The sequence below is a fragment of the Paenibacillus hunanensis genome (genome assembly GCF_014645615.1).
In the GTDB taxonomy this organism is placed as follows: domain Bacteria; phylum Bacillota; class Bacilli; order Paenibacillales; family Paenibacillaceae; genus Saccharibacillus; species Saccharibacillus hunanensis.
Genome location: NZ_BMMB01000010.1, coordinates 1 through 15,031 on the forward strand (window position 1 = coordinate 1; position 15,031 = coordinate 15,031).

General features: G+C 45.7%; 9 protein-coding genes. 2 read left to right on the forward strand and 7 right to left on the reverse strand.

The genetic code is table 11. The annotated features are described in order from the left end of the window. Positions 1-196: 196 nt before the first annotated feature. The 3 genes from IEX62_RS19665 to IEX62_RS19675 all read right to left on the reverse strand — a co-directional run bounded on the left by IEX62_RS19665 (position 197) and on the right by IEX62_RS19675 (position 6,079). Positions 197-1,084, reverse strand: coding sequence for an amidohydrolase family protein (locus IEX62_RS19665; protein ID WP_188777465.1), 888 nt, complete (start codon positions 1,082-1,084; stop codon positions 197-199). A gap of 102 nt (positions 1,085-1,186) precedes the next feature. Continuing rightward, a complete protein-coding gene (locus IEX62_RS19670; protein ID WP_188777467.1) occupies positions 1,187-4,429 on the reverse strand; it encodes a GNAT family N-acetyltransferase in 3,243 nt (1,080 codons plus the stop codon). A 669-nt stretch (positions 4,430-5,098) separates the two neighbouring features. Further along, positions 5,099-6,079, reverse strand: coding sequence for an aldo/keto reductase (locus IEX62_RS19675; protein WP_188777469.1), 981 nt, complete (start codon positions 6,077-6,079; stop codon positions 5,099-5,101). A 570-nt stretch (positions 6,080-6,649) separates the two neighbouring features. On the opposite strand from IEX62_RS19675, the gene IEX62_RS19680 reads away from it, so the two are divergent. Then, entirely contained in the window at positions 6,650-7,573 is a 924-nt protein-coding gene (locus IEX62_RS19680; RefSeq protein ID WP_188777472.1) for an AraC family transcriptional regulator, read from the forward strand. Positions 7,574-7,697: 124 nt separating this feature from the next. On the opposite strand, the gene IEX62_RS19685 is transcribed toward IEX62_RS19680, so the two are convergent. The 4 genes from IEX62_RS19685 to IEX62_RS19700 form a co-directional block, all read right to left on the reverse strand. Next, positions 7,698-8,483, reverse strand: a complete 786-nt coding sequence (locus tag IEX62_RS19685; protein ID WP_188777474.1) for an AraC family transcriptional regulator — start codon at positions 8,481-8,483, stop codon at positions 7,698-7,700. Between the two features lie 13 nt (positions 8,484-8,496). Next, on the reverse strand, positions 8,497-9,090 hold the full coding sequence (locus IEX62_RS19690; protein ID WP_188777476.1) for a LysE family translocator: 594 nt from the start codon (positions 9,088-9,090) through the stop codon (positions 8,497-8,499). A gap of 301 nt (positions 9,091-9,391) precedes the next feature. Next, on the reverse strand, positions 9,392-10,261 hold the full coding sequence (locus IEX62_RS19695) for an aldo/keto reductase (RefSeq protein WP_188777478.1): 870 nt from the start codon (positions 10,259-10,261) through the stop codon (positions 9,392-9,394). Positions 10,262-10,920: 659 nt separating this feature from the next. Continuing rightward, on the reverse strand, positions 10,921-13,338 hold the full coding sequence (locus IEX62_RS19700) for a TerD family protein (protein WP_188777480.1): 2,418 nt from the start codon (positions 13,336-13,338) through the stop codon (positions 10,921-10,923). A gap of 331 nt (positions 13,339-13,669) precedes the next feature. Here IEX62_RS19700 and IEX62_RS19705 point away from each other — a divergent pair, with 331 nt between their 5' ends. Beyond that, a complete protein-coding gene (locus IEX62_RS19705; RefSeq protein ID WP_188777482.1) occupies positions 13,670-14,722 on the forward strand; it encodes an NAD(P)-dependent alcohol dehydrogenase in 1,053 nt (350 codons plus the stop codon). The last annotated feature ends 309 nt before the right edge of the window (positions 14,723-15,031 follow it).

The window sequence follows — 15,031 nt, forward strand, 5'->3', positions numbered from 1 at the left end:
TGGAGAACCGCTCACGAATCCTTTTCAGAGGAACTGTCGCACTTGGCTTGACAATCCGTCTTATAAAAAAAGAGCTGCAAGCAGATGGCAATGATCTGTTCGCAGCTCTTTTGTATATTTTAGTTGATATATCATTTTAAGAACGTTTAGCTATTCTCTTCAGAGCTGTACTATATTTCAGGATTACATCCAGACGCTAGCTATGTTGCCCCAACGATCCCTGCTGCTCCATCCATTTCCTCAATCGCGGAAACACGGTCAAAGCATTATTATAAAATACATCCTCCCAATGCGGCTCTGGAATCAGATGCTTGATAAAGCCAATCCATGCATCCAGCGGCACAAGCGGCCAATCGGTGCCGAATAGCAAACGATCATACTTTTCCGAAAATACAATTGCACGCTTAAAATGATCCACATACGTCTGCTCGCCCATCAAGCGCTGTACCTTAGCTCCATCGCCTACAATCCAACCGGACAGATCAGCGTACAGATTCGGATTTTTCTCCAGCATGGCTGAAGCATCCAGTACCCACGGATCGCCCAGATGACAGAGCATAAAGGTGATATCGCGATGCTTCACAAATGTCTCCTCCATCGCTAGCGGATGCGAGTATTGCAGCAGCCCTTGATCGGCATACGTCAAACCGCCATGAATAACGACAGGCAGCTGATAGCGACGGGCAAGCTCATATACCGGATCATAGATCGGGTCGCCAACATGGTAGTGATAGTAACCCGCATACAGCTTGAAGCCGACTACACGCGGATCAGATAGAGACTGCTCAAGCGCCTCGATTTGCCCGGGTTCGTGCAATGTCTCCGGATTAATGCCTACACAGGTAAACACATTGTGTGGAATACGATCATTCAGATCAAGCAGCATCGGGTTAGCCGCCTTTTTATCCGGGAAAGCGCCTGCTACCGTCTCGGTTACGCCCATTCCGACAGCAGCAACAACATTCGAAGCGGCGAATTCAGCCAGTAGCCCATCTGTTGTATAGTCAATCGATGCAAGCGTACGTGCGGTATCATGGAATGCTTCAATCTCGGAAAAGTGGATATGCGCATCAATGATTTTCATATCTGGCTCCTCTACAGTAGAGTTATTGTTTGTATGATAAAAAGCTCGTTTATTGCTGTCTGCTACTCATGTCGCGTGCTCTACATATCACTTATTTGGAACTCATTCGCTTGAATTCAGATGTTGATCGAAACGAATCTGTTTTAGCTCAGCGAATACTTCATCCGCTAATTCGTTTTCAGAAAATACCAGGAATTGCGGTGTGGTCATGTCTTCGTCACCATGATGAGTATGCATATCCTCTGACATTTCCGTTAATACGACAGCAGCATCCACCAGAATGCCGCTCTGATTATGCTCGGTGTCTGTGATCATATTCATCTGATATGTTCGTTCATGTGAGCCCAAACGGATAACTCCTGTTGGCGCACCAGTCTGGTACTCTGCCTTGCCTGCTTTATAGACAATCGATTCACCTGCTCTATTACGCAGTGAAGCTCGGCTATCCTTTAGCTGCTCGCTCGCCTTCCAATAGTTCCATTGACGAATGACCAGTGGTGCAAAGCTATTGCCTGTCTGTTGACGGACATGTACGAAGGATGCAAGCACCGGAGCACCTGGTAATGTCACATAGTATTGACGTAGCGACAATCCTTTATAGACGTCATGATCTGTAATCTGGACATCGATAGCTACACCATACCAGTGATTGCCATGTGAATCCTTAATATCAGTAAATGACACCGTTCGCGGCTGCTTCAACATGCTTGCAGCGGACATGCCTTTGATCTGCACCGTTAATCCGCCTGTCCATGGATTCCACCATGCTTTCGGTCCTGGTGTTGGAAAAGAAGACTCCAGCCATTCCACACCATCATGCTGTAAGGAGAATACGACCGGAGCAAACTGCTCACTAATCTTAAACTCTAACACACCATTACGAACACAATGAACATCCCCTTCAGCCGTCTGCATAACGCTGCTGATCATCGGCTCATCAGATACAGGAATCAAGAGGCGCTTCTGCTTCAACTCATACGTATCCATATCCATTACGACCTCAAGGACATCCAGCTCCCCCGGTGTAACAGGCTCTAAAGTCAGTGAATCCTGCCATGTTGACAGCTGATCAGCCTGTGCCAGCTCAAACTGCTGACGCTTCATCCACTGATCTGAGGAAGCGATAATCGTACCACTTAATGTGGTGTTTTTACGTTCGATGATCTTCAATTCAGCCTGCTGGGAGGATAGGAATGGATTACCTTCGTTTAGTAGAATATCCAGCGATGGCTCGGTACGTAGCGGCTCTTCATTTCCGATTTGCAGCGCAAATGCACGAAAATCCTGCCAGCTACTCCATGTACCACCTGCAATCGTTAACGGCGGCGTACTGACTGTTGCTCCAGCCTGCAACGTGCCTAATGGATGCTCTAACGCATACAGCCAGTGATCTCGAAGCAAAGTACGCTCCTGTGGCCATGTGATTCCCCAGTTATTTTGCTGCCGACGGCGGAAAATCCAGTTTTCAGTGATTTCCTCCAGCACCCAGTAATCGCCAAACGATGCAGCTGGTCCCTGCGCGGTATCAACATACCGATTCTGGTAAGGGAGAATACTATTTTCGAACGACATCTCAAATTTTGTTTTTAAAAATAACGGTTCGGTACGATCCTGTTCCGTGGTGTTGCTCACCTGATGGTGATGAGTAATAATTCCGTTCTGATACATTCGGATACTGGTGATCAGGCGCAGCTGAAGCGACTCCAGCTCATATTCGGCTTCCATCGTAAATGAATCCCCATGCTGGAATGACACCCGAATCGCTCGATCCTGCTTAAACGCATTATCATAAGGCAATCCAAATTGAGGATGCTTGATCATACCGCCAGACTCGGTTCCTTTATACATCGTCAGCTCGTTGGTTAGCTTATTCAGATGAACATGATACAATCCATTCGATGCTACCCAGCCCTCGGCTGTCTGACCGCCAAAAGTAGACCCTGCACCAGGAAAAACCAGACTAACAGGTTGCTCCAACACCTGGACATAGCTTGTATCAAGTGGAGCTTCAGACGAAGCATGATCGCCACGTACAGATTCATCGCTTGTAGTTGAAGCTTCATGATCCGTTGCAGGCTGCTCCATAGCGCCCGTTGCGCCTTTGGTAGCTCGCTCAATCACCAGCGATTGATACCAGATGCCATAATCCAGCAGCGTTGCTTTTACCTTGATCGCATGACGACCCTGTGCTGGAACACGCACGATCGACTCAGGCTCGCGGAAGGCTAGCAATGGATGTTCAGGCCAGCGGATTCGGTATGTCTGTTCGGTATCGTATTCATTCTCAAGCGATACTTCCAGCTCCTGCTCTCTGCCTGCATACCAAGTTTGCTGTGGAAGGTTCATTTTGACACGAACGGGGAAGCGGGGCTCTACGCCGAGCTTGAATATAGCGAGCTTTCCGTTAATACGCAGCTCAGCCTCAACGACTGGATGCGTTTGAAACGGATCTTGCTCCTCCTCGATCGGCTTTAATTCGAAGGTGGCTTGAATCGTCTCGTGATGAACTACGTCTGTAGATGCTTGTAACGACCATTCGATTCCTTTATGGCTACGGGATTGGATATCTACATGAAGCGGCTTGCCTGACTTGTTAATCAGCTCATACTCGATCGGATAGCTAGCGCCAAAGGGTAAGCGATGCTGCTTCGGAATCGTAGCTTGGATCAGATAATCATCTGTTTCAATCAGACGCAGACCGCGTCCCGTACGTTCATATTCCATTCGTAGATACAGATCAGCCTTACGCCATTCATAAGTAAAATAATCAAAACCATGTTCTCCGTTTCCATCGGGCTGGGTAGCAATCTCACGAATGCTGTCATTGTACCAATCAATCGTTTCAAAAAACGGCTGAACAGCAGGCGTTTGCAGCACGGATGGAATCAGGTTGATCAGATGGGTTACATCCTCACGACGCTCCCAGAAAAATCCGGCTTTTTTGTAAGCGGGTACAGCTTTGACGTTGCCTGGCCATGTGTATAGATCGACCCGAGGCCACCCCAGCTTAATCGTTTCTTCTACCGCGCGAAGTACCAGCTTCTTACCAACCTTTTGCCCGTGATATTCTGGGCGTACATTCAGCAGTGCGATATACAATGCTCCTACATCTTCCTTATAATGCGAAAAGCTACAATACCCGATCACCTTCTCACCGATAACTGCGAGAAAGATATTCAAATGCGGGCTATTATGATGCTCCTGTAAAACCATTTGCTCCGTATGCAGTGCACTCTCACCACCCCAGCTCTCCTGGCTTGCATTCCACATATCGGCGATTGATGCAGCATAACGCGGCTCGTACTCAACAATTGCTAATTGATCTACTTGATGCTTCGTTGTCATGATTATGTATCCTCCATCTTCCGTAGTGTATAGAAGTATAACCTTGCTTATGACATACTACTCGTGAGGTATATTCAGATTAACAAAAATCGGATAGGAAACCAAATGTTTTGAGTGATATTGGAAAATTGGAACGCCCGGTGATATAAAACGTTTGGGAGTCATGGATGCTTGAAGATGAATAGGGTTGAAGCTTGTAGCTGATAGGTGGGTGTAATTGAGGTGTACTATTTTTCCGATTTTCTATTGTTTATTTGCTGGAGTTGAAGTATTTCTTTTTATACTTATGTTGGTAGCAATATTGCTCGTATGTTGCACGATATCATATGAGCTTAGTATACTTATTTTATTTTTGTGAATTTTTCATATAATGAAATAATAATTTTAGTTGGTTTATCACACTTAATTCGACGGATTCGACTTCGATAACTATCGATTGTCGATAAAATGATTACTGCGCTATCACGATAATGTTGGTTTCATGCCGCTCGTAAAATGATTTTTTTACGATATGAATCGCCAGCACAAAAGCACAAAAAACCGATCCTGCTTCATCTAGCTACACAGGATCGGTCTAAATATCTAATGATAGTTGTAGTGTAGTTACTCACGTATGGAGTAGATTTTTTTACGAATATCTTTCCTACTCTTTGCTCATAACTCCAGTTCTTAATTCGCTCCCACAACCGCATGCGGTACATATGGCTCTTCCAAAAACGCTACATCCTCCGCACTCAACTTTACATTCAATGCTCCAGCAGCGTCCTCTAAATGCGATATTTTCGTAGCTCCAATGATCGGGGCACTGACCGGGTTCTTTTGCAGAATCCAGGCTGTTGCAATCTGAGCGCGGGATACGCCATAGCGATTGGCTAGCTCGGCTACGCGTTCGATAATCGTACGATCAGTATCCATAGTCGCATCGTATTTGGACTTTTGTACGTTGTCCGTTTCAGAGCGAAGTGTCGTGGTATCCAGATCACGTGTTAAGCGTCCCGAAGCAAGCGGACTGTACGGAATAACGCCTATTTTCTGATCTATACATAGTGGCAGCATTTCGCGCTCTTCCTCGCGATAGAGCAGGTTCAGGTGATTTTGCATAGAGACAAAGCGTGTCCAATTATTCTTCTCTGCCACATGAAGCGCCTTCTGGAACTGCCATGCGTACATCGCAGAAGCACCGATATAGCGCACCTTGCCCATTTTCACCAGATCATGCATCGCTTCCATCGTTTCTTCGATCGGTGTCGCATAGTCCCAGCGGTGAATCTGATACAGATCAACATAATCGGTGCCCAGGCGTTGTAGGCTTTTATCGATCTCACTCATGATCGCTTTGCGAGACAAGCCTGCACCATTCGGGCCTTCGTGCATGCGGCTGAATACTTTTGTCGCAATAACAACCTCATCGCGATTCGCATATTCCTTCAGTGCACGGCCGACATACTCTTCACTTGTCCCCATGGAATAGATATTAGCTGTATCGAAGAAATTAATGCCTAGCTCCAGCGCATGCTTGATAACTTTACGGCTATCCTCCTCATTCAGTACCCATTCATGTACCCAGCGACTAGCATCGCCAAATCCCATACATCCCAGACAAATACGTGAGATGTCCAGACCTGTGTGTCCTAACTTTGTATATTCCATCGTATCGATTGCTCCCTTCATAATTAGCGAGATGAAGTGTGAAAATAGGTTTGTACACGATGCAACGATGATCTGCGATAATTCTGTACCGCATGCTTTTGCATAAGTCGGTGTAGCGATTCCTCATATAGCACGCGAAATGTTGGTTCTGACTTGTGCTTGATCAAGGTATTCAGGCGACGAATTAAAGCGAGTTCAAAATAACGTATCCATTGACGCATAAGCACAGCTACGTAACCGTATAGGATCATTTGTTATGTTGGATATATACAAATTCCGCTAACAAAATAATCCATCATCCTATCATTCGATACGTAGCCGTCTTCACCTCCCTTATCCTGTAATAGCATCCGTAGCTATACAGATGCAGTAGCTATGAATATAGTATGCTTGTAAACAAGATCAGGGAGGTATCTCATTCATATTGAATGATTGCCTAATTCTATCATGTCCATTTTCAGAGCAATAATAGGCAAGGTATAATCAATTACAGTCCATGTCGTATACATCTACTCGCCTTCTAGCGAGCATGTACTCGTATAAATAGAACGATTCCAAAGGAGAATGCCTATGTCTGAGCGCATCTACACCCAGCATCATGAGCTGGCTGCTCTCATCCTGCACCATTGCCCGGAGGAAGGCGTATTCCAAACGGCCGTTCCTTCCTTACTCTTAATTCATCACCGTGAAATGACCGACAAAGCGTATCAGGTATATAAGCCCTGCTTCTGCTGCATTGCGAGTGGAGCTAAGGATATTTTTCTAGCAAATGAGCACCTGTCGTACGGACCCAGTAATTATTTGATCGCTTCGATGAACCTTCCTGTCGTAGGTCAGGTCGTACAAGCCTCTCAAGCAGAACCTTATCTCAGCTTTAAGCTGGAATTTTCGCAAACTCAGATTCTTGAAGTCTTAAATGAAACTGATCTGACGCAGCCCACGCGTGAAACTGCCAGGCGCGCACTGTTTGTCGGTCAGACCGAGCCTACGCTCCTGGATGCGGTTATACGCTTGACCAAGCTACTCGATCAGCCAAAAGATATTTCTTTTCTCGCTCCCTTATTTGTAAAGGAGATTCTGTACAAGCTATTGCAAGGTGGCTTTGGCTCGATGCTGGCACAGATCGCACTGGAAGGTAGTAGCTCCTATCGTATCCGCGAAGTGATTGAGCAGATTACCCGTCATTATGAGCAGCCGCTTCGTGTGGACGAGCTTGCCGAAATGGCGAGCATGAGCGTCTCATCCTTCCATCGCAACTTCAAAGAAGTCACTGCGATGAGTCCTCTGCAATTCCAAAAGCAGGTTCGTTTGCAGGAAGCACGCCGCATACTGCTATCTGAGTCGGCAGATGCTGCGGATGTCGCCTTCCGTGTCGGCTATGAGAGTGCTTCGCAATTCAGTCGTGAATATGCGCGGATGTTTGGCGCTCCACCGCGTGCAGATATTAAGCAGCTCAAGCAGAAGTACGGTAATATATTGAATGTGAATGCGTGATATGAATGCATGAATGGAAGAAGCCCCTATGTATTGAACATAGGGGCTTTTGCTTCAAGTTCTATTTTATTTATACGTGCCTGGCTAACTGCTATACATCCTGTGATCGCTTTATATCAAGATTTTAGCCAAGATACATCCTATATTCGTACGCTGTAATGCCATACACACTTTTAAAATGCTTGTTCAAATGCGTGAGGTCTGTGAACCCGCATTCGGTTACGGCTGCGTACACATCCTTCTTTTGCTCAATGAGATGCTTGGCGTGTTCAATTTTACGATTTAAAAAGTACTGATAGGGCGAAATGCCAGTTTGTGCCTTGAACATGCGAATGAATTGGAATTTGGACAACTCCAGTTCCTGACCGATCTCATCTAGCTTCATTACACCGCCTAGATCCGCATGCAGCATCTCCTTCGCTTTGCGAATCAAGCCCGGGTCCTGTGTAGGGCTTGATGTGAGATCGTTATGAACGAGGCTATCTGCTAGCGCGACGAGACGCTCCGTACAGAGCGCATCATCACCACTCTGCGTCATCGCTTGAGATAGTTCAAGAATACGTCGATTGAGCAAGGGATCATATACGACCGGCGAGGAGAAACGAAGCCAATCCTTTTGCCCGGCTGCTTCGGTCAGCATATCCGGGTCGACATAGAGCATCACATAATCGAGCCCTTCCCTGCCATTGGCCATACCATCATGCGCCTGCTCCGGGTTGAACATCATGACACCGCTGGAATGAGATAAATGCAGACTTCCATCCATCGTAAAGCGCTGGATTCCACGTAGTGTCACCCCAAATGAATACTCCTGATGCGAATGCCGCTTGTACGTAAAATCCTGAATACTGGCAGACAGCATTGTGATGCCTGCTGCTTTTTTATATTGAAAGCGTTCGGTTGGATTCATGCTGTCGTCCTCCTTATACCCACATCATTACCGCTGCATAGACGAGAAATGCTGTCATGACCAGATTAGTAATACGTTGATTCCGTTGCAAAAACGTTTTGAAAATTGTACCAAACATCACCCACGTTGTATAGGCAAGAAATCCGATCAGGGTGATGCCGAACACGCCTGCCAGTAGCGCAGGTACAGCGGAATAATACGGCATAATAAAGGTTGGAATGACCGTCATCGTGAACATAATCACCTTAGGATTCACAAACTGGGTGATAAAACCAGAGCGGAACGTATCGAGTCCTGCTGTAGTAGGCGCCTCTTTATTGCCAGACGCAGGCTTGCTTTTACGTGAAATCTGATATGCCAGATACAGCATGTACAGACTACCTACAATCTGCATTCCCAGCATAATACGAGGCAAAATAGCTGCTAGCACACTATTAAGCGTTGCCGATGCCGCCAGCAATAATCCGAAGGCTACGGTCGCTCCATACGTATACCGAAGCGCCTGCGCCGTGCCCTCCTTGTTGGCGATCGATAGAATAAGAATATTACTCGGCCCCGGTGTAAATGTAACAATAAAGCAGTACAAAATAAAAGACAGCATACTCATATACAAACCCCTTTCCGGTGTAGCTCGTTGTTTGTATATCAATATAACTGTCTGGTGAGAATTGCTATAGTATATTATTGCAGGGGCGAGGATAGCGGCTGATAGGTGAATAGTAAAGTAAAATATATTGTGGACAATAGAGGCTTTAGATTGACCAGATGTTCAGCTAGCAGTGTACTTCTGTGCTTTAAGGCTGTTTGTTATGTTGTACTACATAAAATAACAAAAACCTCGAATGTGCTTCGTACACACCCGAGGTTTCATAATTATAATGACCAGCTATATTTAAAAGCTTATCTTCTTACTCCGATAGCTTATCCAGCGTTTCAAAATCCTCATCGCTCAATTGCAGATGCGCCGCCTCAATATTTTCATCCAAATGCGATACCGTAGATGTACCTGGAATTGGCAGGATCACTGGCGAGCGGCGTAGTAGCCAAGCCAGTGCAACCTGAGCAGGCTTCGCATCGAGACGCTTGGAGATTTCATCCAAAGGGCCGCCCTCACGAGCAAGCTTACCAGTTGCCAGTGGGAACCATGGGATAAAGGCAATATCATGCTTCTCTGCTTCCTCTAGCAAATCCTCAGCCTTGCGCGTGGATAGATTGTACAGGTTCTGCACAGAAGCAATTTTAGTAATTTTGCTGGCTTTATGTAATTCTTCTACACTTACTTCGCTCAAGCCAATATGACGAATTTTGCCTTCCTGACGCAGCTTCTCCAGCTCGCCCAGCTGATCTTCTAACGGCACCTTCGGATCAATCCGGTGCAGCTGGAATAGATCGATACGCTCCAGACCCAGATGACGCAGGCTTAGCTCAGCTTGCTGACGTAAGTATTCTGGACGACCCACTGGACGCCAATCGTTCGGACCGGAGCGAGTTAGACCTGCTTTTGTCGCAATCACTAGATCATCCTTATAGGGGTGTAGTGCCTTGCGAATAAGCTGTTCTGCCACGAATGGGCCATAGGAATCGGCAGTATCGATAAAATTCACACCTAGCTCAACGGCACGCTGCAAGACACGCACAGCTTCATCGGGGTCCTTCGGATCGCCCCAAACGCCTTTACCTGTAAGCTGCATACTTCCATAGCCAAGACGATTAACCTTTAGGTCGCCGCCAATCGTAAACGTGCCTGATGCTGCGGCATTCAGATTTTCGGTTGTCATATGAAATGCTCCCTTCGTTGGTGAAAGTCAGTTTAAGCTTCCTAGCGAAATAACGATGATACGTGGGCTGTGCTACATCTACGCACACAAAGAACGGAATGACAATCTCTTCAGCATAAGGTGTAGCACAGTCTCAAGGACGAATAGTCGTTACATACGACTCATTCTGTCCCACTTGTATATCCTTTTATCCACTTACCCGTAATCGAAGCTTTTTATACATTATCGCGATATAATTTTAAACAATCTTTATTTATATACATAATTATAATTATGTAAAATAATGATAAATTGATTATTATATATTCGTTGTTAGAATACTTGTTCTATTGCTTTTGTATTATTTTTTATATGGCTATAATAACTGGCTTTTATCATTTATTTTATACGTTTTTATATTATTTCTTCTTATTCCCTTGTCTTATTTCTGCTCACGCACGTTTACTTTTTACTTACTTTGCACCTATTTCGCACATCCTTTTTATAAAATTACTATACGCATTTGCGTAAAATTCTAAAAGTGCAGATTCGAGACAGATACTTTCCAATCTCAAACCTGCACTTTTGGAATACGATAAACGAAACTCTTTAAAACTACTAGTGGTATGCTACCTATGCGCACAATTATCAGAATAATTACTCCTACTCTTTCATACCTCTTACAAATACTCCGCCAAAATCACATCCGTCTGATATGGTGTAATACCCTGTTCTAACGCAAATACAGTATCTGCATCTTCGATGCGATGTACAATCTTCCCTCTTGCCTCTGCGTGCAAGGTGAACAGCTCTGACAGCATCGGTCGACGTAGATCGGTAAAGGCATGCCCCAGCATTTGTAAACCTGTCATATTATCTGCTGCTGTTATGCGGAAGCTACGATTACGTACGATCGCATCCATCCAAATGATCTCACGCGTGTGCAAATCAACTGCAAACGGAACCGCTTGCTGTGCCTCTACCGTCAGATCAAACTTCGCCTGTACAGTCGCTGGATCAAAAATCTCTCCTGCACGCTCATCGTGGCGTATCATAAAGCCAGCAAAGCACTCTGGCAGCTCCGCAATAGCCTGTCCCGTAAAACAAGCAATCTGCACAAGAACATAACGAGCCTGTGTATGCTTCTTTACTTGAGAAAGGTACAGATCGATAAATTCAGAAGCACCTTCAGGCGCATCGACAATATCGCCACTATGCACGCCATATTTCCCCTGTAAATTGTAAAACGCTAATGTATCAAGATGCTGCCATTCCTGATCAAGCAGCACCGCAGACAGATCAATATCGACACGGCTACGATGCTCATCCTCCATATTTTTCCACCAGCAAAATAAACGGACAGTATCCCCGTCTGGCAGGGCTACACGGCTTCCACGAGGCAAGGCGCGTAATGCTTGGCTAGCAGAACGCTGCGACCACGGCACTGGAATCTGCTGTAACTGTGGATCGATATATACGGAACCGAGCGCTGAACGTTCAGCGAATCGACGCTTCAGCTCTCTTTGAATCGTCTTCACAATCTCTATAGTGATCGATTTTTTTAAAACGGGTAAGCGATCTGGAATTGCGACCACCTTGCCTGTATTTCCTTTTGGAAAAAAGACACGATATTGTCTACGCTTCTGGCGATGCTTGAAATGTGCCAGCATTTGCAGCAGTAAAGGCACAGCCATGTCTTCGATATGAAGCTGAAACTGCTCCATAATCAGCTTACTATGCTTCGGCTGCGAACGCAGCAGTGCATCCAGTCGACGCGCCAGTTCTCCCGGACGTGTGCCAAGCTTAGCAATTACCGCTGGATCATGCTCCTTCATTCCCTGATCCAGCTCTGTTCGCATTGTTGGAATCGATCGTTCACGGCGCAGTGCAGTAAACGCGTCAAAAGCATATGGATAACGAGCTCGCATCTCGCCTGGATGAAGTAGCTCTCCCAGCCGTTTCCACTGCTCACGATACAGCACCATATCCTCAAGCGGATTCACCACGCGCTCCAGCAGTCCTAATATTAATCGACGCTCTACTCGGCGAAACTTACGGAAATGATAAGCATTTCGCGGATGATCTGCTTGCTCTGCTGACAGAGGTGTATGCATGCCCTGATTGAGATTATATACATTAGTCAGGCGATTACGTAGCTGAGGCAATTTTTTCGCCCAAGCCAGATCTGTCGGCAGTCCAGACAAACCTGCGGCTAAACGCAACACATCAGTTGCTGTACGAAAATATACACTTAATCGCTGCCCATCTGCACGTTCTGCTTCTAATAGCACGGAAGCGATAAATGCCACATTTTCTTTATAAGGAATCTGTTCAGGTAACAGCCATTCTACGTTTTTAACCATCCATAAGCCTGTAGCAAGATCATCTTTATCCTGATTAGATAATGAACCATTCGCTGCTGCTAGATTACGCAGCATTTCAATACAGGTATCTTCTGTCGCAAGACCAATCGGTTGTAGATGCGCCGTTCTTTCCGCAGGTGGGCGCAGCATTGTATCATATTCGGGACGAATACCGAAGCGATAATGCAGGAGTGCATTGATCCATAGCTCTGCGGCAGAGGCTTCCATGACCTGCTCTGGAAAATTAGGATACATCGGCTCGTACTGTACATGATCTCCAACCATCTGAGATAACACAGGAACCATTTGTTGATACAGCTCTGCTATCATGTCGACAGATAGCTTGCGACACTGCTCAATCAATTCAGGTGTAAATGTATAGCCAAGCTGCTCGATATTTTGTAGCAACGAAGCAAGTGCTTGATCGACAGCGATGTGCTGCTTAGGTGTATGTACTTGATCGCTCAGCTCATCGCTTTCAGATGCTTGAGCCTGGTCATTTTTCATTGTATAAGGGAGCACGACTTTTCCTAAACGACGCAGCAAAATAGGATTCATCCATTGTGCAGGACACTGCTCATTTCTATCTTTTTCGAATAGATCATGCTCGCTTGTATGTTGCTTGGGTACGGATATCGATGGGTTCTGCTCTTGCTGAGATGGATGATCGGCTCTGGAATGTGCAGAAATATTAGAAGTATGCTCGGATGAGCTGTCGTTATGCTGTGTATTCATCGTAAAACCTCCTGAATAACAGAACAGCTGCAGGAGAGCAGGAACACTAGGGATCCGGGATAAAGGCTAAGTAAGAAGGAAGTGTTCACAATAGCCTGCAGCTATTCCTGTGTATGGGGTTGTTGCTTTCTATGACTTTAGATTACAGCATGCTGGACGTTCTCAACAGGGCACAAGTATGGCGAATATCGAAAGTGAGCCATTAGTTTAAAATAGCAAAAAATTGCATCTATTTAAATTTTGCATATAATAAATGAGTAAGTGTTCATTCATAACTTAATGTCACTTTGTCAGTTAGTAGAGGTTCGAAAATATACTTTAAAAACGAGGAGTGGGCAATATGGTACAAACACGAGTACTCAGTGCATCACATGCAAAGGCACCTTTTGAAAAGACAACGATTGAGCGTAGAGAACTACGTCCGCATGACATTTTGATCGATATCAAATTCAGCGGCATTTGCCATTCTGATATTCATAGCGCGTATGATGAATGGGGCGGCGGCATTTTCCCAATGGTACCGGGTCATGAGATTGCGGGTATTGTTGAAGCTGTAGGTAGCGACGTAACCAAGTTCGCTGTAGGCGATCGTGTAGGCGTAGGCTGCTTCGTGGATTCCTGTGGGGAATGCGAATACTGTCAGCGTGGAGATGAGCAGTATTGCACCAAAGGCGTTGTACAAACGTATAACTCGCGTGAATATGACGGTACTCCTACCTATGGCGGGTATAGCCAGAAGATTGTCGTGACAGATCGCTTTGTTGTGAGCATTCCCGACAAACTGGAAATGGATGTAGCCAGTCCACTACTATGTGCGGGTATCACGACATACTCACCACTCAAGCACTGGAATATCGGGCCGGGTAAAAAGGTAGCGGTGATCGGTGTTGGTGGTCTGGGTCACCTGGCGCTGCAATTTGCTCGTGCACTGGGAGCAGAAGTAACAGCACTCAGCCGTTCAGCAAGCAAAAAAGATGAAGCGCTGGAGCTGGGCGCACACCACTACTATTCCACTGAGGAAGCAGATACATTTAAAGAACTAGCAGGTCAATTCGACCTGATTCTGAATACGGTATCGGCAAACCTGAATGTGGATGCATATCTGTCTCTGCTGCGTGTAGATGGTACGCTGGTCAATGTAGGTGCTCCGGCTGAAGCGGATCAATATCATGTATTCTCGCTCATCATGGGTCGCCGTAGTATTGCCGGCTCACTCGTTGGTGGCATTGCCGAAACACAGGAAATGCTGGACTTCGCTGCTGAGCACGGCATCGCACCGAAGATCGAAGTGATCCATGCTCACCAGGTGGATGAAGCGTACGAGCGTGTATTGAAGAGTGATGTACGTTACCGCTTCGTTATCGATATCGCTACACTGGATTAAGCGCGGGCTTGTCAGAATAAAGTGATCGTTTTCATCTAAAAAGGATGTTTATGCTGTATAGCTTAGCTATGACTGCATACAGTACTTTTGGCAAGCTGTCTCTAGCGTCTAGAATCGCACGACATCTATCGTTGTGTTACTTGCATAATGATATAGCCTATGACTGCATAGCTTGTATCTACAGTCAAAAAAGCAGCTTCTCACCTGAGATTCATTAGGTGAAGAAGCTGCTTTTTATCGTTTTATCATTACGTATAGGATGACACGAACGCCAGCAATTAATAATCATTTATGATCATTAGACTTATA

Excerpts from the sequence above, each read along its gene's own strand:
- IEX62_RS19685 (WP_188777474.1), bottom strand. The coding sequence starts at position 8,483 with ATGAATCCAACCGAACGCTTTCAATATAAAAAAGCAGCAGGCATCACA.
- IEX62_RS19675 (WP_188777469.1), bottom strand. The coding sequence starts at position 6,079 with ATGGAATATACAAAGTTAGGACACACAGGTCTGGACATCTCACGTATT.
- IEX62_RS19680 (WP_188777472.1), top strand. The coding sequence starts at position 6,650 with ATGTCTGAGCGCATCTACACCCAGCATCATGAGCTGGCTGCTCTCATC.
- IEX62_RS19690 (WP_188777476.1), bottom strand. The coding sequence starts at position 9,090 with ATGAGTATGCTGTCTTTTATTTTGTACTGCTTTATTGTTACATTTACA.
- IEX62_RS19700 (WP_188777480.1), bottom strand. The coding sequence starts at position 13,338 with ATGAATACACAGCATAACGACAGCTCATCCGAGCATACTTCTAATATT.
- IEX62_RS19670 (WP_188777467.1), bottom strand. The coding sequence starts at position 4,429 with ATGACAACGAAGCATCAAGTAGATCAATTAGCAATTGTTGAGTACGAG.
- IEX62_RS19665 (WP_188777465.1), bottom strand. The coding sequence starts at position 1,084 with ATGAAAATCATTGATGCGCATATCCACTTTTCCGAGATTGAAGCATTC.
- IEX62_RS19695 (WP_188777478.1), bottom strand. The coding sequence starts at position 10,261 with ATGACAACCGAAAATCTGAATGCCGCAGCATCAGGCACGTTTACGATT.